Source organism: Pseudomonas sp. 7P_10.2_Bac1 (genome assembly GCF_025465935.1).
Taxonomy (GTDB): Bacteria; Pseudomonadota; Gammaproteobacteria; order Pseudomonadales; family Pseudomonadaceae; genus Aquipseudomonas.
Map to the genome: position 1 here is coordinate 190,765 of NZ_JANLNV010000059.1, position 21,280 is coordinate 212,044.

The window sequence follows — 21,280 nt, forward strand, 5'->3', positions numbered from 1 at the left end:
GCTTTACATTTGCTTACCCGCGCCTGTCATCGGTTAAAGTGGCGCACTGTGTTTAAACAGCTGAAAACTGACAATGAATCCGCTTACCGTTCTTCGTGACTCCCTGTATTTCATTCAGCGCAACCTGGGCCAAGTCATCACCCTGTGCTTGCCGCTGGTGATTCTTGAGGCCGTGCTGCAATACCTTGTAGACAACGCCGTGGGCCCGAATGCTTCCCAGGGCTACGCGCTGATCGTCGGCTTGCTGGTGTACCCGCTCTACACCGGGGCGCTGATCGTGTTTCTCGATGCCCGCAGTCGTGGCGAAAGCCCGAGCAACCGCGACCTGCTGGCCCGCGCCATCAGCCTGTGGCCCAAGTTCGCGCTGCTGGCCGCCATCAGCACGCTACTGATTGTGCTGGGGCTGTCGATGTTCTTTATCCCCGGCATTTACCTGACCGTGGTGCTGGCGTTTTCCGAGTACAACCTGGTGCTGCGCGGCCAGCCACCCCTGACCGCCATCAAATCGAGCCTGATCATGAGTCGGGGCCATTTCTGGCGGATTTTCGTGTGCATCCTGGCGGTCATGGGGCCTTTGCTGCTGTTCAAGCAACTGAGCTTTTCACTGGTCCCTGAAGACGACAACGCACTGCTGTCCGTGGCACTGGAGAGCTTCAACAGTTTTCTGCAGTTGTTCCTCTCTGTGGTCCTTTTCCGTCTATTTATGCTTATCAGTGAAAAGTCCGACTCGTAACCAAGAAAAATTCCTATGCGCGGAGCCTTGGGGGGCTGCACTGCCGTCAGGTATGCTCGGCAACTTCTTAGCCCCTCATAAGCCGAGCCCATGCCACGTCTACTGCGCCCCACTGTATTCGGTCTGCTGCTGATCTCAGCGGTTGTGGCTGGCCTGATCTTCAGCGTGACGTGGCGTCCGGACCCCAAAGAGGTGTTGCCCGTCACGTGCCCGGTGGCGGCGCCCACACTGGTGGCCGGGCAAGCCATCAAGATCATGACCTGGAACGTGCAGTACCTGGCCGGCAAGCGCTATGTGTTCTGGTACAACCTGATCGACGGCAGCGGCCCGGATGATCGCCCGACCCGCGAAGACATGGCCTTCAGCCTGGATGAAGTGGCACGGGTGATCCGCGATGAACAGCCCGACCTGATCCTGTTGCAGGACCTCGACGAAGAAGCCAAGTCCAGCGACTATCAAAACCAGCTCGCCTTGCTGCAGGAACGTCTGGTCGACCTCTACCCGTGCAGCACCCAGGCCTTTACCTGGAAAGCCGACTTTGTGCCAGACCGGCATATCTTCGGCAGCGTCGGGCGCAAGATCGTCACCCTCAGCCGCTATCAGATCGAGCACGCCGAGCGCCTGCAATTGCCGGTGGCCGACAGCAACCTGATCAGCCGTCAATTCCAGCCCAAGCCGGCCATGCTGGTCAGCTACCTGCCGCTCAATGATGGCGGGCAACTGGTGGCCATCAACACCCAGCTCGATGCCGCAGCGCTCAACAACACCAACCTCAAACGCCAGATGCAGGCCACCGCAGCACTGGTCGACAAATATGAAAGCCAGGGCACGCCCTGGGTGATTGGCGGCAACTTCAACCTGCTGCCCATCGGCCAGTTTTTACGCCTGCCCGCCGAAGAGCGGCTGGGCTACTCGCCTGACAGCGAACTGCATCTATTGTGGGAAAAGTACCCGATGCTTCCCAGCAACCCGGAAGCCACCGGCATCGACCGCGAGCAATGGCTGACCTACTTCCCCAACAACCCTCGGGTGGACGAGCCTGACCGCACCCTCGACTACCTGTTCTACAGCCCCAAGCTGCAACGCGTCGAAGGCTACGTGCGCCAGGAAGACACCCAGGCCATTTCCGATCACCTGCCGGTGGTCGGGCGGTTTTTGCTACCGGCCGATTGAGCGCCCACACCTCGCCCCAAGCCCGTTTAATGGGTACGCTTAGAACTGATTTGGGGCAATGTGTGCAATCGCACCAAAATGCTCTGGAATGGTTCGCAAAACGACCTAATTTCGCACGGGTGCACTAAATGAACGCAATCGAGAGGCCTTCGAAGCGGACCAAGACCGCCAAGTTGAGCCGTCAGGAAATTCTTCAGACAATTCGTCTGGCAGCCATCAGCGAATTCAGCCTGCACGGCTTCAATGGCGCCTCGACGCAATCCATCGCTCAACGCGCCGGGATGACAAAATCTCAGTTGCATTACTACATAGAAGACAAGGAACAGCTCTACACCGCGATTCTTGAGCAGATCTACATCAAGTGGGCGGCGCTGTTCTCACTGGACAAAGACAGCCAGACACCGGCTCAGGTGATCGCTGACTACGTGCGCAAAAAACTCGACCTGGCGCTGCAAGAGCCGGAGCTGTCCCGGGTGTTCACCCACGAGCTGATCAGCGGCGGCACCCGCCTGCAGCCCTTCTGGGAGAACGCCACCCCCTGGACCGAAAAGAGCATTGAGCGCATCCAGAGCTGGGTGGACGCGGGCCAGTTGCGCCCCCTGAACCCACGCTTGTTCCTCATGCACATCTGGGCGATGACCCAGTATTACGCCGACTACGCCCTGCAAGCCGAGCGTGTGCTGGGGCAATCCCTGCAAGCGCCCGAACAGCGCGAAGAAATCCTCGATGAACTGGTCAATTTCGTGCTCATCGGTGCCGGTCTTAACCCCTGATCCCCCTCCCCTTTTAACCCGCAAAAACAGTTCGCAGCGGCACTGGCATAGACATTGCTATTTACAAACCATTCGATCAAACCGATTGGTCAAAAAATGTCAAAAGCCGCTGATGTTCAAGTCTTCGTTCAACACCGCCATGCGTTGACGCCGTCTATTGATTGCTGGCGACTGGCCCGTCGTGATGGGGCGCCGCTGCCGGCATTCAGTGCCGGTGCGCACGTGGAAGTGCAAGTCGCGGCGGGGCTGCGCCGGGCGTATTCGCTGTGCAGTGACCCGGCCAACACCGCGTTCTACGAGATCGCGGTCAAGCACGAAGTCGATGGCCGTGGTGGCTCTCGGGCGCTGCATCAATCGGCACGCATTGGCACCGACTTGAGCATCGGTGCGGCGCGCAACCTGTTTGCTCTGGCCGACGAACCGGGCCTGCACGTGCTGGTGGGCGCGGGTGTCGGGCTGACACCGTTGATCGCCATGGCGCACAGCTTGCATCGCTCGGGAAAGGCGTTTCAGTTGATCGCCCGGGTACGCCAGCGTGAAGACCTGCTCTTTGCCCCGTTGCTGGAGCATGGGCCGTGGAGTGACCGCGTGACCGTGAGCTACAGCAGCGAAGGCGCGCTAGCGCTGCCAGGCAACGCCGCCCATGTGTACTGCTGCGGGCCGGACGGTTTTATGCAAGCGGTGAAGGCTCATTACGCAGAGCTGCCCGAGGCGTGCTGGCATCAGGAGCACTTTGCCGGTGGCGCGGTCAGCGTCGCGGCCGAACAGGGCTACCGGCTGGTGTTGTCTGCCAGCGGCCGGGAGATCGAGGTGGCCGCCGGACAGCGCTTGATCGACGCCCTGCGCGCCAACGGCGTGGCCTGCGAAACGGTCTGCGAACAGGGGGTGTGCGGCAGTTGTGTGGTGGGTTGGCAGGACGGCCGCCCGCGTCATCAGGATGAATGTCTGACCGACGAGGACCGCCAGTCATACGTTGCCCTGTGCTGTGCCGGATGCGACTCCGACAGCCTGACACTGGAGCTCTAGCGATGGCCCTGCAGCTCGATAACCTTCGTCTTCCCGCCTGGCTGTTGCCCGCAAACTGGCCGCGCCAGTCAGGCCAGCCACTGCGGGCACGCCTGGACCTGCACGAGGGCCGTATCACCCGCGTGCAACCGGCGAACGGCCAGCCCAGCGGCCTCGACTGCAAAGGCGCGCTCGCCTTGCCCGGGCTGGTTGAGCCCCATGCGCATCTGGACAAAACCTACACTCGCCGCCGTCTGGGGGCGATAACGCCCGGCCTGCTGGGGGCCATCGAAGCCACCCATGCCGACCGTGCCCTGTGGAGCGCAGACGACCTGCGCCAGCGCGCCAGCCGGGCGATTGAGCAGGCCCGCTGCCATGGCGTGACGCACCTGCGTACCCACCTCGACTGGTGGAGCGCCGAACCGCCAACCGCCTGGGCCGTCATCCGCGAACTGGCCCAAGACACGCCAATGCACCTTGAGCAAGTGGCCCTGGTGCCACTGCCCCTGTTGACCGACAAGGCCCAGGCGCAGCGCATCGCCCGCGTTCTTGCGTGCGACACCCAGGCACCGAGAACCGTGCTCGGTGCATTTATCCACAGCAGCAATTACAGCGTTGAAGGCGTGCACCATCTGCTCGCCTGTGCCGCGGATGCCGGGCTGGATCTGGATCTGCACATCGACGAAGAACTCAGCGCCTCAGCCTGCGGACTGGCGACGGTAGCCCGTGCTGCCAGTGCCATGGCCTTTCCCGGGCGCATCGTGTGCAGCCACGCGTGTGCGCTCTCGACTTATCCACAGGCTCAGGCGCAGACCACCCTCGATGACGTGGCCCGCGCTCCCATCACCCTGGTGGCACTGCCCGCCACCAACCTGTACCTGCAAGACGCCGTGCACGACCGAACCCCGCGCCTTCGCGGCCTGACCTTGCTCAAAGAAGCCCGTGCGCGAGGCATCCCGCTGTTGCTGGGCAGTGACAACGTGCAGGACGCCTTTTGCCCGATCGGCAACTACGACCCGTTGGCAACCGTGCAGTTGGCCGTGCTGACAGCGCAGCTCGATGACGTGTTCGACACCTGGTCGCAAACGGTGTGCCGCGCCGACTGGCTGGGCCAGCCCGCAAGCAGCGCTGGCCTGCTCGACAACGTCGCCAACCTAACCCTGTTGCACAGCAGCGACCCTTACAGTTGGCCCGCCGACACCACCCGCAGCCTGCTGCGCGGCGAGTGCGTGCCCGACACCTTCAACACTTACCTGCGAGGCCTGCCATGACCTTGCGCACGCCGCCCCAGACACCGCGTTAACAGAGTTCGACCCAGACCCAACCGTGCCCGACCAGGACGCCAGCGGGTCGGTAAATGCAGTACCGACCACACCCAGAGCCAATCTTGAACTTGCCTTATCCCACTTGAGGAGCTCGCTGAGCATGAGATTTGAATCCAACGTCCGCAATCGTTTGATCCTGCTGGCTGGTTTAGCGTGTCTGGCCAGCCAGGCCCAGGCCGAAACGGCCACGCCGATTACCTTCCTGACCAACTGGTACGCCCAGGCTGAGCACGGGGGCTTCTACCAAGCCCAGGCAGAAGGTTTGTACGCCAAGGAAGGTCTTGATGTGAACGTGCAAATGGGCGGGCCGCAGGTCAATGCCATTCAACTGCTGGCGGCGGGCCGGGCGCAGTGCATCTTGAGTGAAGACATCGCCATCTTCTCTGCGCGCCAGCAAGGCGTACCGCTGGTCATGGTGGCTGCCAGCTTCCAGCACGACCCGGTGGTGCTGATTGCCCACGACGATGTAGGGCAACTCCAAGACCTGCGCAACAGAACCCTGCTGATCTCCAGCTCCGTGCACTCCAGCTGGTGGCCGTGGGCGAAGTCCCAGCTCGGCTTCTCGGATGAACACACGCGCCCTTACAGCTTCAACGTTCAGCCGTTCATGGCCGACAACAACCTGGCGCAACAGGGTTACCTGACGTCCGAGCCCTACTCGCTGACCAAACAGGGCGCCACCTTCAAGACCTTCCGGCTCAGTGAAGCGGGCTACCCGCCCTATGGCAACGCCATTGCCTGCGACAGCCGCTGGGCCGATGCCCACCCGGACCAACTCAAGGCCTTTGTGCACGCGTCGATGCTGGGCTTCAAACATTACCTCGCTGACCCGGCGCCCGGTGACAAGCTGATCCGCGAAGCCAACCCGGCCATGACCCAGGACCAGCTCGACTATTCGGTGCAAAAACTCAACAGCACGGGCCTGGTGACCGGCGGCGATGCGCAGACTGGCGGGATTGGCGTCATCACCCCGGCACGCATGAAACAGACCTGGGACATGGCGGTGAAGTACGGCCTGATCGACGGCGCCAAAGTGCCGCTGGATGAAGCCTTTACCACGCGTTTCATCGAACAAGCACCGGTGATGCCATGAAGATCGCCTCGCTGGTGCCACCGCCACCCTCGGCCAAAACCGGTAGCGCGCCCGTTGCCATTGAAGCGCTGTCGGTCGAGAAGGTGTACGCCAACGGCACCCAGGCCCTGCGCCCGGTCGACCTGACCATCGCTGAAGGCGAGTTCATCACCCTGCTGGGGCCTTCGGGCTGCGGCAAGAGCACCTTGCTCAAGATGGTCGCCGGGCTGATCGAGCCCAGCGATGGCCGCTTGCTGCTCTGGCGCAAACCGGTAAACAAACTGGCCAGTACCGGCAAGCACCTCTCGTATGTGTTCCAGGAAGCCACGCTGATGCCCTGGCACAGCGTGCTTAAAAACGTGCGCTTGCCGCTGGAGCTTGAAGGGGTGCCGACCGAAGAGGCAGACCGTCGCGTGGCGGCGGCCTTGCAACGTGTGGGCCTGGAAAAGTTCGCCAACGCGCTGCCACGAGAGCTGTCCGGCGGCATGCAAATGCGGGCCTCCATCGCACGCGGCCTGGTGGTCGAGCCCAACTTGCTGTTGATGGATGAGCCGTTCGGCGCGCTGGACGAAATCACCCGCAACACCCTCGACAGCGACTTACTGGACCTCTGGCAGCGCCACAAGTGGACGGTGATGTTCGTCACCCACTCCATTCATGAAGCGGTGTTTTTGTCGCAGCGGGTGATCGTGATGGCAGCGCGGCCCGGCCGTGTAGTCGCCGATATCAAAATCGACGAGCCCTTCCCGCGCAACGACGAGTTTCGCCTGACCAAACGCTTCAGCGAATACGCCATGCATTTACACCACTTACTGGTGGCAGCCAGTCAGGAGTCAGCCTCATGAGCGGTACTGTCAAAGCCAGGCCCTGGATCTCCAACCCGGCGCAACAACGCGTGATCATCCCGCTGGTGATCGCGATCATCCTGGTGGGCATCTGGCAACTGGTACTCACGGCACTCAAAGTGCCCGCGTACTTGATCCCCACGCCCGTGATGATGTTCACCTCCCTGGTCCAGGACTGGGGCGTGCTCGGACCGGCGCTGCTGTTTACTCTGAAAATCACCGCGCTGTCGTTCGCGTTGTCGGTGGTGATCGGCGTGCTGGTGGCGTTCGTCTTCGTGCAGAGCCGACTCATCGAGCTGGCGTTTTTCCCCTACATCGTGCTGTTGCAGGTGACCCCGGTGGTGGCCGTGGCGCCGCTGATCATCATCTGGGTCAGCAACATCACCCTGGCGATGGTGCTCTGCGCGACCTTGATGGCGGTGTTTCCAATCATCTCCAACACCGCGCTGGGGCTGCGCAGTGTGTCGCCGGGGCTGCTGGCGTACTTCAAGTTGCGCCGCGCCAGCCGCCTGCAAGTGCTGCTGAGGCTGCGCGTACCGACCGCGTTGCCTTACTTCTTCGCCGCACTGCGCATTTCCAGTGGTCTGGCGCTGATCGGCGCGGTGGTGGCCGAGTTTGTGGCGGGCACCGGCGGCACCAACACCGGGCTGGCGTACCAGATTCTGCAGGCCGGCTTCCAGCTCAATATCCCGCGCATGTTCGCCGCGTTGTTCCTGATTTCCGTGGTCGGCATCGCGCTCTTTGCGGGCATGTCGTGGCTGTCCAACAAGGCCATCGGGCGTTGGCACGACAGCGAATCAGACCGTGGTGCGTAACTTTTTAAAACTCTCTATTCAGGTGTTTTCATGACCGATCAAAAAAGTCGCGTCCAGGCGCTGTGCCAAGCACTGCCCGCGCTGGACTGGGTGACCAGTGCGTTTCAACTCAAACGCCTGTCGAAAGATTTTCACTGGTTCAGCCCGATCCTCAAGAACGATCTGGCCGATTGCCTGGCCGACCTCGCGGTCAAGCCGCGCAACCAGGACGAACTGCGCCAGATCGTGGCGGCCTGCAGCGCGGCGGGCATCGGCATGACCCTGCGCGGCGGCGGCACCGGCAACTACGGCCAGGCCGTGCCCTTGCAAGGCGGGCTGGTCATCGACATGAGCGGCCTGAGCACTGTGCAGTGGCTGCGCGATGGCGTGGTTTGCGCCGAGGCGGGGATTCGCCTCGCGGCATTGGAAGACGCGCTGCGTGAAGACGGCTGCGAGTTGCGCTGCATGCCGTCGACCTACCGCATGGCGACCCTGGGCGGGCTGTTCGCCGGTGGATTTGGCGGCATTGGTTCCATCACTTACGGCCCCTTGGCCGCCAATGGCACCTTACTGGCCGCGCGCATCCTGACCGTCGAAGCCGAGCCGCAGATTGTGGACATACGCGGCCCCGAGCTGCTGCTGCTCAACCACAGCTACGGCACCAACGGCATCGTGCTGGAACTGGAAATTGCCGTGGCCCCGGCTCAGGAATGGGACGAGTACCTGCTCAGCTTTCCGAGTGCCGAAGCGGCCTACCACTGCGCCGAAGCCCTCGCGCAAAGCCCGGCGATCCTCAAGCGCAACGTGGCCTTTTTCGAGGCCGGCGTGGTCAATTACTTCACCGATTTGAGCGAACACCGCAGTGCGGACGAGCATGGCGTGATCACCGCGCTGACGCCTGCCGCCCGTGAGCCGCTGGAGCAGTTGCTGAGCCAGTTTGGCGGGCGCATTGCCGTGGCCAAGACCGCTGCGCAGGTCCGTGAAAGCGGCCACACGCTGCTGGAATATTGCTGGAACCACACCACTCTGCACGCGTTGAAAGAGGACAAAAATCTTACCTACCTGCAGACCGGTTATGAGTTCGGCCAGACCTGGCAACAACTGCTGGCCATCGCACAGTTGCATGAGCCCGGCGAGGTCATGAGCCACCTGGAATTCATCCGCGACTCACAAGGCCGCGTGCTGTGCGTGGGCATGCCGCTGGTGCGCTTCCAAACGCCAGAACGCCTCCAGGCGCTGATGGCGGCCCATCGCCAATGCGGCATCCGCATCGACGACCCCCACGTGTTCCATCTCGAAGACGGCAAACACGGCGGCGTGCTCGACCCGCAAGTGCTGGTGCTCAAGCGCCGCTTCGACCCGGCCGGGCTGCTCAACCCCGGCAAGATCCGGGGCTGGCGCTAACCCGACAATGCGCGTGCGGGGTTGGGTTTTTAAACGTGTTGCTGCGAGGTTCATTCGATCATGAGTTCTACGTTCACCTACCCAGGGTTGCGTGAGGTTAATGCCCCTGAAACGCTGTCGATGATCACCGCCGATGGCGTGCGTCTGGATGCTGACGTGTATAGCCCGGTTGGCGACGGTCGCTTCCCGGTGCTGTTGATGCGCCAGGCCTACGGGCGGCGCATTGCCTGCACCCTGTGTTACGCGCACCCGTCCTGGTACGCCGCCCACGGCTATTTGGTGGTGGTGCAGGATATTCGCGGCCGTGGCACCTCCGAAGGCACCTTCCACCCTGGCCGCCATGAAGCCAGCGACGGCGCCGAAGCCGTGGAGTGGGCGGCGCAATTGCCCGGGTCAGACGGGCAAGTCGGGATGTACGGGTTCTCTTATCAGGGGTGTGCGCAACTGCTGGCGGCCAGCGGTGATTGCCCGTCGTTGAAGGCCGTGGCACCGGCCATGGCGCCGTGGGACATTGGCCGCGGCTGGATGTACGAAAACGGCGCCATGCAGCTCAAGCAGATGGTCGAGTGGGGGGTGCAGATCAGTTGCGAGGCGGCGCGACGTAAAGGCGATGCCGAGGCCTACGCGCAGCACAAAGCCTTTGCCGTGGCGCCCACCTGGCAGCAGGCCATACCCGCCCAGCCACCGGTGCTGACTCAGCACGCTGAGCTATCGCACTACCAGGACTGGCGCCAGTGGAGCGTCGAAGATGCACACTGGGCCGCGATTTCACCCTTTGCAAAGGCTGAGCAGATCGCCGCCAAAGCCCTGCCCACGCTGCTGATCGGCGGCTGGTTCGACACGTTCATCAACGGCACGCTGGCGGCCTTCCATGAACTGACACGCCTGCAGCACCCGCACCTGCGTCTGGTGGTTGGCCCCTGGCTGCACTTCCCGTGGCGTCGCCATGTGGGCGGCGTGGATTTCGGGCCTGAAGCCGACTTGAACACCGACGCCCTGCACATCGCCTTTTTCGATGAGTTCCTCAAGGGCATCACGCCTGCGCCGGTCGAGCAAAACCGTATTCGCCTGTTCGACATGGGCAGCCTGCAATGGCAGACGTTCACGGACTGGCCTGCGCACACCCGTGCGCTCTACCTGCACGGCACGGGCCGGGCGAGCATGGACGTGGAGGCAGGTACGCTGTCAGAGCAACCCGCCGAGGCTGGCTGTGAATGCGTGGTGCACGACCCCTGGCGCCCAGCGCCCGCCGTGGGCGGCTGCTTCGGCCCGGTGCCAGGCCCGGTCGACCGCAGCGCGGTGGATTACCGAGGCGATGTACTGACGTTTACCTCGGCAGCCATGGACCATGCACTGTGCCTGGCGGGTGATATCTCGGCCACGTTGAGTGTCACCTCAGACCGCAGCAGTTTTGATCTGTCCTGCGTGCTGTCCAGAGTGCTGCCCTCCGGTGTCGCGCAACCGCTGAGCAGCGGTTATGTGCACCTGCGCCAGGCGCCGACGTCGGCAGTTCACGTGCCGATGGTAGCGACCTGCGTGACGTTGCAGCCCGGCGAGCGCATTCGCCTGTCAATTGCCGCCAGTGACTTCCCTGCCCACCCGATCAACCCCGGCACCGGCCAAGACCCGATGACCAGCGCGACCGTGGAAGCGTTGGTCACCACCTTGATCGTCGGTTTGGGCGGTGAAGACGGCTCCTTTATCGAACTGCCGCTACTGGCCTGCTGAGGAGAGCGACGCCATGACTGGGACGTGTGATCCGTTCACTTGCGAGTTCGCGACGGCGTTGGTACATCCGGCCTCAACGGGGCTGCTGGATGGGCTGCGTGTTGCGGTAAAAGACAACTTCGATATTGCCGGCCATATCACCGGCGCCGGCAACCCCGAATACGCCGCCGACCAAACCCCGGCGCTGGCCCACGCGGACATGGTTGAGCGCTTGCTGCAAGCCGGAGCGTCGATTGTGGGTAAAACCCACATGGACGAACTGGCCTACAGCTTGATGGGCGTCAACAACCGCTACGGCACCCCGCTCAACCCTGCCGCTGTCGACCGCGTACCGGGCGGCTCGTCCTCCGGCTCTGCCTCGGCGGTAGCGGCTGGCCGCGCCGATATCGGCCTGGGCAGCGACACCGGCGGCTCGGTACGCCTGCCCGCGTCGTTTTGTGGGCTGGTGGGCTGGCGGCCCAGCCATGGTTTGTTTTCGGCTGAAGGCATGTTGGGGCTGGCCCCCAGTTACGACGTGCCCGGTTTCTTCACCCGCGACCTGGCCACATTGGCGCGGCTGGCGGACACGTTGTGTGAACCGGTGGCTGGTGGCGCGGCTGGTAAATGGGTTGCACCGAGCGATTTATGGGCGCTGTGCAGCGACGAAGTGCAGACGGCACTCAAGCCTTACTTGCCTGAAGGCTGTGAACAGCGGGCGTTGTTTGAGCCTGCGTTGCGGGACAGTTTGCTGCCGACCTTTCGTACCCATCAGGGGTATGAAATCTGGCATTTGCTAGGCGATTGGATCAGCCAGCGCCAGCCTGCGTTTGGGCCGGGGATCAGCGAACGGTTCCAGGCGGCGAGTCAACTGAGTGAGGCGGCGTTCAATGGCGCGCGTAACCAGCGCACGGCCATCCGTGAGGTACTGCAGCGGGTGCTGGCCGATGGCACGGTATTGGTTTACCCCACTGCGCCAGGGGCTGCGCCGCTGCGGTCTGAAGCGCAAACGGGGCTTGAGCAGTATCGCAATGCGGCGCTGACGTTGCTGTCGGTGGCGGGGCATGCCGGTTTGGTGCAGGTCACGGTGCCACTGGCGAGCCTTGACGGGGCGCCGTTGGGGTTGTCGTTTGTGGGGCGGGCGGGATCGGATCTTGAGCTTATTCGGCGGATGGCTGAGGTGTTGGATCAAAAACCTTAAAAGCCCCTCACCCTAGCCCTCTCCCGGAGGGAGAGGGGACTGATTGGGGGTGGCTGGGGATTGTTTGCGGGCTGGCAGGGGTTTGCTGAATCAGAAAAAGCCAGTCATCCGTTACCGAGCGCTTACCGGGCTGAATGTTTTGCACTGAATCTGAAAACACCTCGATCAGTTCCCTCTCCCTCCGGGAGAGGGGACTGATTGGGGGTGGCTGGGGATTGTTTGCGGGCTGGCAGGGGTTAGCTGAATCAGAAAACGCCAGTCATCCGTTACCGAGCGCTTAACGGGCTGAATGTTTTGCACTGAATCTGAAAACACCTCGATCAGCCCCCTCTCCCTCCGGGAGAGGGTTGGGGTGAGGGCCGGTCATCACACTTAATCTGGCTTTAAACGCCACCCCAGGACATTGAGCAAATCACAACCGTCGCGCAGCAAGATCATTGCGGTGGTGGCCAACTGTTTGAGATCAATGGCGTCCGCGTCTTGAACGTCGCGACTGGAGAAGGTTTCCATGAGTTGGGTCACCGCCAGTACCCGGGCGGTAGCGTTGGCGTGCAACACATCCAGCGGGGCGTTGCGGTCGATCAGTAAGGCGGGGATGGTGCAGTCGATGGCGGTCAGCGGGATGTACGGGGAATGTGTCATAGGGTAAATCTCATTAAGGTCGGATTTTAGCCATCCATTTCGTCGCCAAACAAAATAGGTGGCCGCTGTACGCAGGTTGGCGAACCGGTCGACCTTAATCCCGGCAGATCCGAAGATCTCCCACGTACAGTTGCCATAAAGTACGACGTGCAAAATACACGCTCGGCCATAGATAGCAATTACACATTTCATTAAGGAAGTTCCAGGTCGCCAAACCCAGTCGCCTTTTGGGCGAGCGCCGACTATAGGCGCCGCCCACTCCCCCAGCAATTGGCAACGCTGTGCGAAACCTCCCGCAATTATGTGGGCATCCCTTGGACGTTTTTCACCCCATCTCAGTCGTGCGCAACAACGCCACCTTGAGGCTCTCGGCAAACACGCTGGCCATGGCGGACAGGCCCTTCTCTTTGCCGACCAGCGTGAGGCGCTGGGGTTTTTGGGCGAATTCTTGCACCGGCACGTACACGAGGCGCTTTTGCTGGCGCTCGGAGTCGATGTCGAACAAGGTCAGAAAGGTGATGAAGTTGCCAGACATGGCCAGGCTGCGCATGGTCTCGATGGCATTGGTTTCCACGCAGGTGCTCAACGTGGGTGGGGCCTTGGCCAGGACGCGGTCCAGGTAAGGGCGAATGGCCGTAGTGCCATCCGCCAGGATCAACGGGTAGTCCATGCATTCGGCGAGCCGTAAGGTCGAGCGCTCGGCCAGGGGGTGATCCGGCGCCATCACCGCGCCCAGCCGCGCGATGGAATGGCTCAGGTGGATCAGCCCGGGCTGGGTCGCAAAGTCAAACCCCACACCCAGGTCCGCCGCCCCGGACGCCACCGCCTCCAGAATCTCCTCGCCAGTGGTCATCATTTGCAGCTTGATGGTCACGCGGGGGTTTTTCTTCAAGAACAATGCCACCGCCGCCGGGATCAGACTCGCCGCCAGCCCGCTCATGAAGCACAGGGTCACCTCCCCTCGCCTCAACCCCTTCAGGCTGTCGATCAAGGCCTGGGTGCGGGCCATGTCTTTCAAGGTGTCACGGATATGGCGAATGAGCACTTCACCGGCCGCCGTCAGCACCAGGGTACGGGCCGTGCGGTTGAAAATCGGCGTGCCCAGGTCGTCTTCCAGCGCAATGATCTGCCGGCTGATGGCCGAGGCAGAGACGTGCAGCCGCTCGGCGGCCTGGCGAATGGAACCGGTGCGCACCACCTCGTCGAGGTAGTTGAGGATGCGGCTGTGCATGGGCGTTCTCGTGTCAACCTAAAGGCAACACCCTATCAAGATTTTGATGCTTTTAATGCAGCTTTTTCGCGTCCATCATCGGGTTGTCATCGCCAGCCGCTACGTGCGAATCCAGGCTGCAATCAGCAGAAGGAACCATCATGAACAGTTTCTCGTTTCAGCCGGCGCACGCCGCTGAGGTTTTCCAGATCAGCCCTTCGGATACCAACTACTTCGCGGTGCTGTTCGACCCGGCGAAAGATCAGGTCGAGTCAATTTACGTGGTCGAGATTTTCAACGTCGGCGGGGCCACGCCACCGAACGCCCACACCGTCGCCCACGAATTTTTCTTTGTGCTGTCGGGTGAAGGCGTGGCCGTTTCCAATGGTGAGCAATTGCCGATCCGCAAGGGTGACAGCCTGTTGCTGCGCCCGGGCAGCGAGCACGTGATTCGCAATACAGGCACCAGCAAGCTCTACACGCTCACGGTGATGACACCCAATGAAGGCTTCGCCGAGCTGATTCGCTCAGGCACCCGCTGTGAGCTGGACGCCGAAGACCTGCTGGTACTGCGCGGAGTCGGAGCATGACGCAACGAGTTTCAGCCACAACGCTGGTGCAACTGGGCGCGAGCCAGCCGGGCGCGTGGCATGTGAATGCCCAGGTAGTGGACATGGTGCGCAAGGGCGCTGCGCCGAGGCCCGTCAGCGTGACCGATAGCCAGCGGCAGATCCGCTTTGACCTCAATAAAACGGCGCTGCTGGTCATCGATATGCAAAACGATTTTTGCCACCCCGACGGCTGGCTGAGTTCCATTGGCGTCGACGTGACACCCGCACGCCGTCCGATCAAGCCGCTGCAGGCGCTGTTGCCCGTGATGCGCGGCCATCAGGTGCCGGTGCTGTGGGTCAATTGGGGCAATCGGCCCGATCGTCTCAATCTGCCGCCTGCGGTGCTGCATGTGTACAACCCCGATGGCCGCGGCGTGGGCCTGGGCGATCCGTTGCCAGGGTCTGGCGCCCCGGTGTTGCAGGCCGGAAGCTGGGCGGCGCAAGTGGTGGATGAACTGCCGATCGAAGCGGGCGATATTCGGGTCAACAAGTTCAGGATGTCAGGGTTCAAGGACACGGATCTGGACAGCATCCTGCGCAATTTGAATGTCACGACCCTGCTGTTTGCCGGGGTCAATATGGATCAGTGCGTGCTGTACACCCTTCAAGATGCCAACTCGGCAGGCTACGACTGCATCATGCTCGAAGACTGTTGCGCCACCACTTCGCCTGCCTACTGCCAGGCCGCGGCGGTGTACAACACGCGGCAATGCTTCGGGTTTGTCGCGCAGTCGACCGAGTTGCTCACAGGTCTTAGTGATTCGAGGTTTGAATGATGGAAAAACTGACTATCGGCACTTTTGTGGTCGATGAGCCGCAGGTGCTCAGCGAGGTCACCGCCCAGTGTGATCGATATGAAACCGCCTTAATGGATAACGACCTGGACACCCTCGACGGCTTGTTTTGCGATTCGCCAGTCACGCTGCGTTATGGCGTGGGCGAGAACCTGTATGGCATCGAAGCCATTCGCGGGTTTCGCAAAGGCCGCAGCGGCGGTTCACCCAAGCGCGTGGTAACCCGCCGCGAGATCACCTGCTTTGGTGATTCGGTTGCCCTGTGCAACCTGGAGTTCAAACGCGAAAACGCAGCCGTGGTGGGTCGGCAAAGCCAAACCTGGCTGCGCACAGACGCCGGCTGGCGAATTGTGTCAGCCCACGTCTCGCTGATGGCAGCCACGTCATAACCCTTGAAGGAGTTAAACCCATGAAGTTGAAATCGCATTGGTGGTGGGATCTGACGGCGCTGGATTTCGCCCAACTGGAGATGCAAAACATCGTGGCCGTGCTGCCGGTGGGCGCCGTGGAACAACATGGCCCGCACCTGCCAGTCAAAGTGGACACGGCTATCAGCGACGGCATTATCAAAGAGGCCGTGAGCCATATGGCTGACGACTTTCCGGTGCTGGTGCTGCCCACTCTGTCGATCGGCAAGTCCGACGAACATATCGACTACCCCGGCACGTTGACGATTTCTGCCCAGACCCTGGCGCAGCTCTGGTTTGAAGTGGCGCAAAGCGTTCATCGGGCGGGTGTGCGCAAGATCGTGTTCGTCAACGCCCACGGCGGTCAGCCGCAAATCATGGAGGTCGTGTGCCGCCGCCTGCGGATCGAACTGGGGATGTTGGCGGTCGGTTGCGCCTGGTATTCGGTGACCGAGATGGCTGACTTGTTCAACGCCCATGAACTCAAGCACGGCATCCATGCCGGCGAGGTCGAAACCAGCATCATGCTGTACCTGCACGGTGACCGGGTGGACATGGCCCACGCCAAAAACTGGGAGTCGCTGTCAGTGGGGCTTGAGAAAAAAGCCGGCATGCTCACCCCTGAAGGCGCGGTCAGTTTCGGCTGGCAGGCACAAGACCTTCACCCATCTGGCGCCTGTGGCAATGCGGCGGCAGCGGATGTTGCACGCGGGGAAGTACTGGTTAAACGAGCATCAAGCAGTATTTTGAAGTTGCTCGAAGAAGTGGCGGAGTTCTCCATGGATCATTTTGCCAATACACCGAACTCTTGCGCCGACTGATCCACCGCACACTTAAATAACAATAACGACACAGTCTAAAACTGGACGCCGAGTACGCCCGTAGTCGGCTGAACGAACCCCGTGTTCATTCAATCTTTGAGTGTTAAACGCAAAAACTGCCCATTAAGACGCTGGCTTGAGCAGCCCGCGTGAACTTATTTAATTATTCGGAGCACTCTAATGGCGCCTCGCAGTTTTTCGGCTATCACTCACGTTATTGGTTTAGGCGGTTTTATCCTGTTTAGCGCGATGAGTACCGCAGCAATGGCCGATGCAACGGGCACTCCCGCCGAGGCGGATGACCTGGCAGACATGTTGACCCAAGGCACGGTGTCCGGTGCATTGCGCATGCGTTATTACACCGACACCAACGCTTATTTCGTCAAACATTTGAACCAGGACACCGTGGGCTATGGCGGTTTTATCAAGTATGAAACGGCCGCCCTCAATGGTTTTAAATTGGGTGCAAGTTTGATTGGCCAAACCACTATTAATCGCCCCGATGATAAAGCCAGCACGTTCCCGGACATTGGCACTGATGTTGCCAACGTCGGTGAAGCGTATATCAGTTGGGAACATGATGACTTCAAGATAACCGCCGGTAACCAGCGCGTTGACCTGCCTTTTATCAGCGATTACGACTGGCGTAACGTGCCGATCCTGTTTCAAGGCCTGAACGTGCACTACGGTGATAAAGACAACTTCTTGTCGCTGGCGCGTTTTTACCGCTGGAAGGGCTGGGGCGACGACCGCTTCTCGAAAAACAACGCCTACTCCACCACCGAAGAAACCGCTGGGGTGGCGGTGATCGGCGGGGGCCGTGCCGTGACCCTGGGCGACGTGAAGTACAGCGGCCAGTTATGGCACGAGCACTATTACGACTACACCAACCTCAACTACGGTGAGGCACACGTCGCCAAGGTCACGGGGGATTTTCGCCCTAACGCCGGGATTCAATACATGCGCGGCACGGGTGATGGCCGCGACCTGGCTGGCAAAGTCGACAGCACCACCTTCGGCGCGCAAGCAGGCTTTGACTACAAAGCCACTAAAGTTGCCTTGGGCTATGACCATATCCAGGCCGCGCCCAATGCGTACAACAATGGCAGCCTGGTCACACCTTATGCGCACAACACAGCCGGTGGCCCTTACTTTGCCGCGCCGTTTTTCACCAGCCCGCAAGATCTGGGCTCAGGCAATGCCTACTCGCTGGACGTGAGCACCAGCGCCACGCAAAACCTGTATGTGGGCACGCGCTACTCGTACATGGACCTGACGGCCACCGCCGGGGACAGCAGCCTTAACCAGTCCGAGTACTTGCTGTATGGCATCTACTCCTTTGGCGGCTCACTCAAGGGCCTGAGTGTTACCGATTGGGTGGGGGTGCAAACCTCTCCGAAAAAAAGCGACTTCTTCCAGAATCGTCTGGAGCTTAACTACGCCTTCTAAGCCTGCCTGACGCCCCCCGGTCATTGGGCCGGGCACGGCCTGCACAGGTTTTGTACGGGAGAAACACGATGCTTAATTCGGTCCGAGGGCGGCGCGGTATCGCAGTAGCCCCTCATGCCCTGGCGTCGCAGTCGGCCCTGGCGGTTTTGCGCGAAGGCGGCCATGCCGTCGAAGCCATGGTCGCGGCGGCCGCCACGATTACTGTGGCCTATCCGCATATGAACGGGATCGGTGGCGACAGCTTTTGGCTGTTGTCCCTGGCCACCCCGAACGGCCCCAAGCTGATCGGCATTGAAGGCTGTGGCAAGGCGGCTGCGGGTGTCAGCACCCTCGATTATCAGGGGCGTTCCAGCATCCCGTTTCGGGGGCCAGAGGCGGCGCTGACCATGGCCGGTACGGTCAGTGCCTGGGAGCGCAGCCTGGACGTGGCCGCACGCGAGATCGGTTCACGCATGCCGTTGCCGCGCCTGCTGGAAGACGCCATTTTCTATGCCCGCCACGGCGTACCGGTGACCGCCAGCCAGCAGCGCAGCACCTTGGCCAAGTGCGGCGAGTTGCATGATGTGCCGGGGTTTGCCGAGACCTTCCTGCAGGCCGGCCAGGTGCCCGCTGTCGGTAGCCTGTTCAAGCAACCTCGGCTGGCCGCGACCTTCGAGCAACTGGCGCACGCCGGGCTGGCCGATTTTTATCGGGGCGACCTGGCACAGCAGATGGCCCACGCGCTTCAGGCCGTGGGCAGCCCGCTGCGCTGGGCAGACTTCCAGCATCACGAAGCCATTGAATGTCGCCCGCTGATGCTTGAGCACAGCCTGGGCCGCGTCTATAACATGCCGCCTCCGACCCAGGGGCTGGTCTCGCTGTTGATTCTGGGGCTGATGGACCGTGTGCCGGGCAGCCGCTCAGATCCGCTCGGCCCTGACTTTGTGCATGCCGCTGTCGAGGCGACCAAACAAGCGTTCAAAGTGCGCGACGCTCACATCACGGACCCTTTGCACATGCAAGTCGACCCCGCGAGCTTTTTGCAGCGCCAGGTACTGGACGAGCTGGCGCAGCACATCGACCCCGATCACGCCGCGAGGTGGGGCGCAGGCAAAGGCCCGGCCGACACGGTATGGATGGGCGTAATTGATCAGCACGGCAATGCCGTATCAATGATCCAGAGCATTTATCACGAGTTCGGCTCGGGCATTGTGCTACCGGGCAGCGGCGTCAATTGGCAGAACCGGGGGGCGTCGTTTTCCCTCGATCCGGGCCACATCAACTGCCTCAAGCCGGGCAAAAAACCCTTCCACACCCTCAACCCCGCCTTGGCCCATCTCAACGATGGCCGCGTGATGGTGTACGGCAGCATGGGGGGCGACGGGCAACCGCAAAACCAGTGCGCCGTGTTTACCCGGGCCGTGGTGCATGGGCTAAACCCGCAGGCGGCCGTCAGTGCGCCGCGCTGGTTGCTGGGGCGCACGTGGGGGCAGTCATCGGACACCCTCAAGCTGGAAAATCGCTTTGCACCAGACACCGTGCAGCGGCTGCGCGAGCTGGGCCACGACATCGAACTGCTCGATGACTATGACGAAACCTGTGGCCATGCCGGGTGCGCGTTCAAAAATGCGGATGGCAGTGTCGAAGGCGGTTCAGACCCTAGATCCGATGGAGCAGTAGCCGCCTATTAAGGCCCGCAATGCACAGGGGGGCGACCGTAAACGGCCGCCCCCCTGTGTCGTGCGTGCGAGTGATCAGCTACGGGCTGGTATCGAGCCATTGACCGGCTGATTTTTTGGCGCTTTGCCACGATCGGAAATGAAGATCATGGTGATCAGGATGCCAAACAGCGCAAGCCCGGCCAGCAGGTACAGACCGCTTTCGTAAGTACCTGTCATTTCCTTGAGCGCGCCAATGATGCCAGGGCCAAAGAACCCACCCAGGTTGCCGACCGAGTTGATCAGGGCAATACCCGCCGCCGCACTGCTGCCACTCAGGTACAGCGCTGGCAGTGGCCAGAAAGGTCCTTTGGCGCCCATGATGCCAACCGTCGCCACACACATCGCGATGATGGCCATGTTACTGCCGGTCAGCCAACCCGCCGTGCCCAAGCCACCCGCGATAAACAACAGCGAAATGATGACGAAGGCCGTGCGCTTCTGGAAACGATCCGACAGGAAGCCGATGGTCACCATGCCGATGCAGCCGACGACGTAAGGAATGGCGGTGATCCAGCCAATGTCCATACCGCTGAAGCCTTGCTGCTTGATGATCTGTGGCAAGAACATCGACAGGCCAATGTTGGCAGCCGTCGCGCAGAAGTAAATCATGCACAGGGCCAGGATCGACGGGTTGCAGAACACTTTCCACAGGGACGACTTTCCGTCCAGTGCGACAGGGTGCGCCTTGGCATCTTTATCCAGCTCGCTCGTCAACCACTGACGCTCTTCATCCGTCAACCAGGACGCCTGTTTCGGCGAGTCCGGCAAGTATTTGAGCACCACACCGAACAGCAGAACGCCCGGGATACCTTCGATCAGGAACAGCCACTGCCAGCCCTTGAGGCCCATCCAGCCATCCAGTTGCAGCAGTGCGGTCGACACAGGCGCACCAATGGCCAGAGAGATCGGAATCGACAGCATGAAGATCGAGATGATCCGCGCGCGGTAACGCACCGGGAACCAGTAGGTGAGGTACAAAATCACCGCAGGGAAGAAGCCCGCTTCGGCCACACCCAGCAGGAAGCGCATGATCAGGAAGCTCTTAGGCCCCTGTACCAATGCCATGCAGGTGGCGATCAAGCCCCAGGTGAAGAGGATGCGAGCAATCCAGCGGCGTGCACCGACTTTCGCCATGAGCAGGTTGCTGGGCACTTCGAACAAGCAGTAACCGATGAAGAACAAGCCCGCGCCCCAGCCATAAACGGCAGCGCTCAGGCCAATGTCGGCGTTCATCGTCAGCGCGGCAAAGCCCACGTTGACTCGATCCAGATAGGAAATGATGTACAAGCAGATCAGTAGCGGCAAGAGTCTCAGAAAGATCTTGCGGGTTACCTGCTTTTCAATTGCAGTGCTCATAGTTAAGAACTCTTATTTTTTTAGGCTTAATTGATTTCTCGGTTACCGAATCTCTAACTAATCTGGCAAGCCACCTCATCTCAATGGATCTTTCATGCGCTTATTGGCGGGCAGAGTAACAAGGCCTGTTACGTCATGATCTCGAATGAACACAAACGAGTAAGGCGCGAAGATTGCCACAGCACCGCCCACATCCAAACCGAAAAAAAATGCCTCTATACATGCAGAAAACACATGAATGGGCAGTGGGAAAGACGTCCT

Annotated in this window: 20 protein-coding genes; 17 read left to right on the forward strand and 3 right to left on the reverse strand. The window is 61.1% G+C overall.

Going from position 1 to position 21,280, the window contains the following annotated elements:
- Nucleotides 1-73: 73 nt before the first annotated feature.
- The 11 genes from NTD86_RS12085 to NTD86_RS12135 all read left to right on the forward strand — a co-directional run bounded on the left by NTD86_RS12085 (nt 74) and on the right by NTD86_RS12135 (nt 12,029).
- Nucleotides 74-733, forward strand: a complete 660-nt coding sequence (locus NTD86_RS12085) for a YciC family protein (protein WP_262202467.1) — start codon at nt 74-76, stop codon at nt 731-733.
- Nucleotides 734-823: 90 nt separating this feature from the next.
- Entirely contained in the window at nt 824-1,906 is a 1,083-nt protein-coding gene (locus tag NTD86_RS12090) for an endonuclease/exonuclease/phosphatase family protein (RefSeq protein WP_262202468.1), read from the forward strand.
- A 128-nt stretch (nt 1,907-2,034) separates the two neighbouring features.
- Nucleotides 2,035-2,679 (forward strand): TetR family transcriptional regulator C-terminal domain-containing protein, encoded by a 645-nt coding sequence (locus NTD86_RS12095; protein WP_262202469.1) that lies wholly within the window; start codon nt 2,035-2,037, stop codon nt 2,677-2,679.
- 96 nt (nt 2,680-2,775) lie between these two features.
- Nucleotides 2,776-3,705: a PDR/VanB family oxidoreductase gene (locus NTD86_RS12100; protein WP_262202471.1), complete on the forward strand. Its 930-nt coding sequence runs from the start codon at nt 2,776-2,778 to the stop codon at nt 3,703-3,705.
- 2 nt (nt 3,706-3,707) lie between these two features.
- Nucleotides 3,708-4,955, forward strand: coding sequence for an amidohydrolase family protein (locus NTD86_RS12105; protein WP_262202473.1), 1,248 nt, complete (start codon nt 3,708-3,710; stop codon nt 4,953-4,955).
- Between the two features lie 154 nt (nt 4,956-5,109).
- Entirely contained in the window at nt 5,110-6,102 is a 993-nt protein-coding gene (locus tag NTD86_RS12110) for an ABC transporter substrate-binding protein (RefSeq protein WP_262202475.1), read from the forward strand.
- Entirely contained in the window at nt 6,099-6,926 is an 828-nt protein-coding gene (locus tag NTD86_RS12115) for an ABC transporter ATP-binding protein (RefSeq protein ID WP_262202477.1), read from the forward strand. The genes NTD86_RS12110 and NTD86_RS12115 overlap by 4 nt, the downstream gene beginning before the upstream one ends.
- A complete protein-coding gene (locus NTD86_RS12120) occupies nt 6,923-7,741 on the forward strand; it encodes an ABC transporter permease (protein ID WP_262202479.1) in 819 nt (272 codons plus the stop codon). The genes NTD86_RS12115 and NTD86_RS12120 overlap by 4 nt, the downstream gene beginning before the upstream one ends.
- 30 nt (nt 7,742-7,771) lie before the next feature.
- Nucleotides 7,772-9,124, forward strand: a complete 1,353-nt coding sequence (locus NTD86_RS12125; protein ID WP_262202480.1) for an FAD-binding oxidoreductase — start codon at nt 7,772-7,774, stop codon at nt 9,122-9,124.
- Nucleotides 9,125-9,184: 60 nt separating this feature from the next.
- Complete coding sequence (locus tag NTD86_RS12130) at nt 9,185-10,852, forward strand: CocE/NonD family hydrolase (protein ID WP_262202481.1); 1,668 nt, start codon at nt 9,185-9,187, stop codon at nt 10,850-10,852.
- A 13-nt stretch (nt 10,853-10,865) separates the two neighbouring features.
- A complete protein-coding gene (locus tag NTD86_RS12135; RefSeq protein ID WP_262202483.1) occupies nt 10,866-12,029 on the forward strand; it encodes an amidase in 1,164 nt (387 codons plus the stop codon).
- Nucleotides 12,030-12,401: 372 nt separating this feature from the next.
- Here NTD86_RS12135 and NTD86_RS12140 read toward each other — a convergent pair whose 3' ends face one another.
- Together NTD86_RS12140 and NTD86_RS12145 are read right to left on the reverse strand one after the other, a co-directional pair.
- Complete coding sequence (locus NTD86_RS12140; protein WP_262202485.1) at nt 12,402-12,671, reverse strand: short-chain dehydrogenase; 270 nt, start codon at nt 12,669-12,671, stop codon at nt 12,402-12,404.
- Nucleotides 12,672-12,996: 325 nt separating this feature from the next.
- Complete coding sequence (locus NTD86_RS12145) at nt 12,997-13,902, reverse strand: LysR family transcriptional regulator (protein WP_262202486.1); 906 nt, start codon at nt 13,900-13,902, stop codon at nt 12,997-12,999.
- A gap of 140 nt (nt 13,903-14,042) precedes the next feature.
- On the opposite strand from NTD86_RS12145, the gene NTD86_RS12150 reads away from it, so the two are divergent.
- The 6 genes from NTD86_RS12150 to NTD86_RS12175 all read left to right on the forward strand — a co-directional run bounded on the left by NTD86_RS12150 (nt 14,043) and on the right by NTD86_RS12175 (nt 19,633).
- Entirely contained in the window at nt 14,043-14,471 is a 429-nt protein-coding gene (locus NTD86_RS12150; RefSeq protein ID WP_262202487.1) for a cupin domain-containing protein, read from the forward strand.
- The gene (locus NTD86_RS12155; RefSeq protein WP_262202489.1) at nt 14,468-15,268 is read left to right on the forward strand and encodes a cysteine hydrolase family protein; all 801 of its coding nucleotides are present in this window, start codon (nt 14,468-14,470) and stop codon (nt 15,266-15,268) included. Before NTD86_RS12150 ends, NTD86_RS12155 begins: the two co-directional genes overlap by 4 nt.
- Nucleotides 15,268-15,675, forward strand: a complete 408-nt coding sequence (hpxZ, locus tag NTD86_RS12160) for an oxalurate catabolism protein HpxZ (protein WP_262202491.1) — start codon at nt 15,268-15,270, stop codon at nt 15,673-15,675. The genes NTD86_RS12155 and hpxZ overlap by 1 nt, the downstream gene beginning before the upstream one ends.
- Nucleotides 15,676-15,695: 20 nt before the next feature.
- Entirely contained in the window at nt 15,696-16,514 is an 819-nt protein-coding gene (locus NTD86_RS12165; protein WP_262202493.1) for a creatininase family protein, read from the forward strand.
- Between the two features lie 180 nt (nt 16,515-16,694).
- Nucleotides 16,695-17,963: an OprD family outer membrane porin gene (locus NTD86_RS12170; RefSeq protein ID WP_262202495.1), complete on the forward strand. Its 1,269-nt coding sequence runs from the start codon at nt 16,695-16,697 to the stop codon at nt 17,961-17,963.
- A 68-nt stretch (nt 17,964-18,031) separates the two neighbouring features.
- Entirely contained in the window at nt 18,032-19,633 is a 1,602-nt protein-coding gene (locus NTD86_RS12175; protein WP_262202497.1) for a gamma-glutamyltransferase family protein, read from the forward strand.
- A 63-nt stretch (nt 19,634-19,696) separates the two neighbouring features.
- Here NTD86_RS12175 and NTD86_RS12180 read toward each other — a convergent pair whose 3' ends face one another.
- The gene (locus tag NTD86_RS12180; protein WP_262202498.1) at nt 19,697-21,019 is read right to left on the reverse strand and encodes an MFS transporter; all 1,323 of its coding nucleotides are present in this window, start codon (nt 21,017-21,019) and stop codon (nt 19,697-19,699) included.
- Between the last annotated feature and the right edge of the window lie 261 nt (nt 21,020-21,280).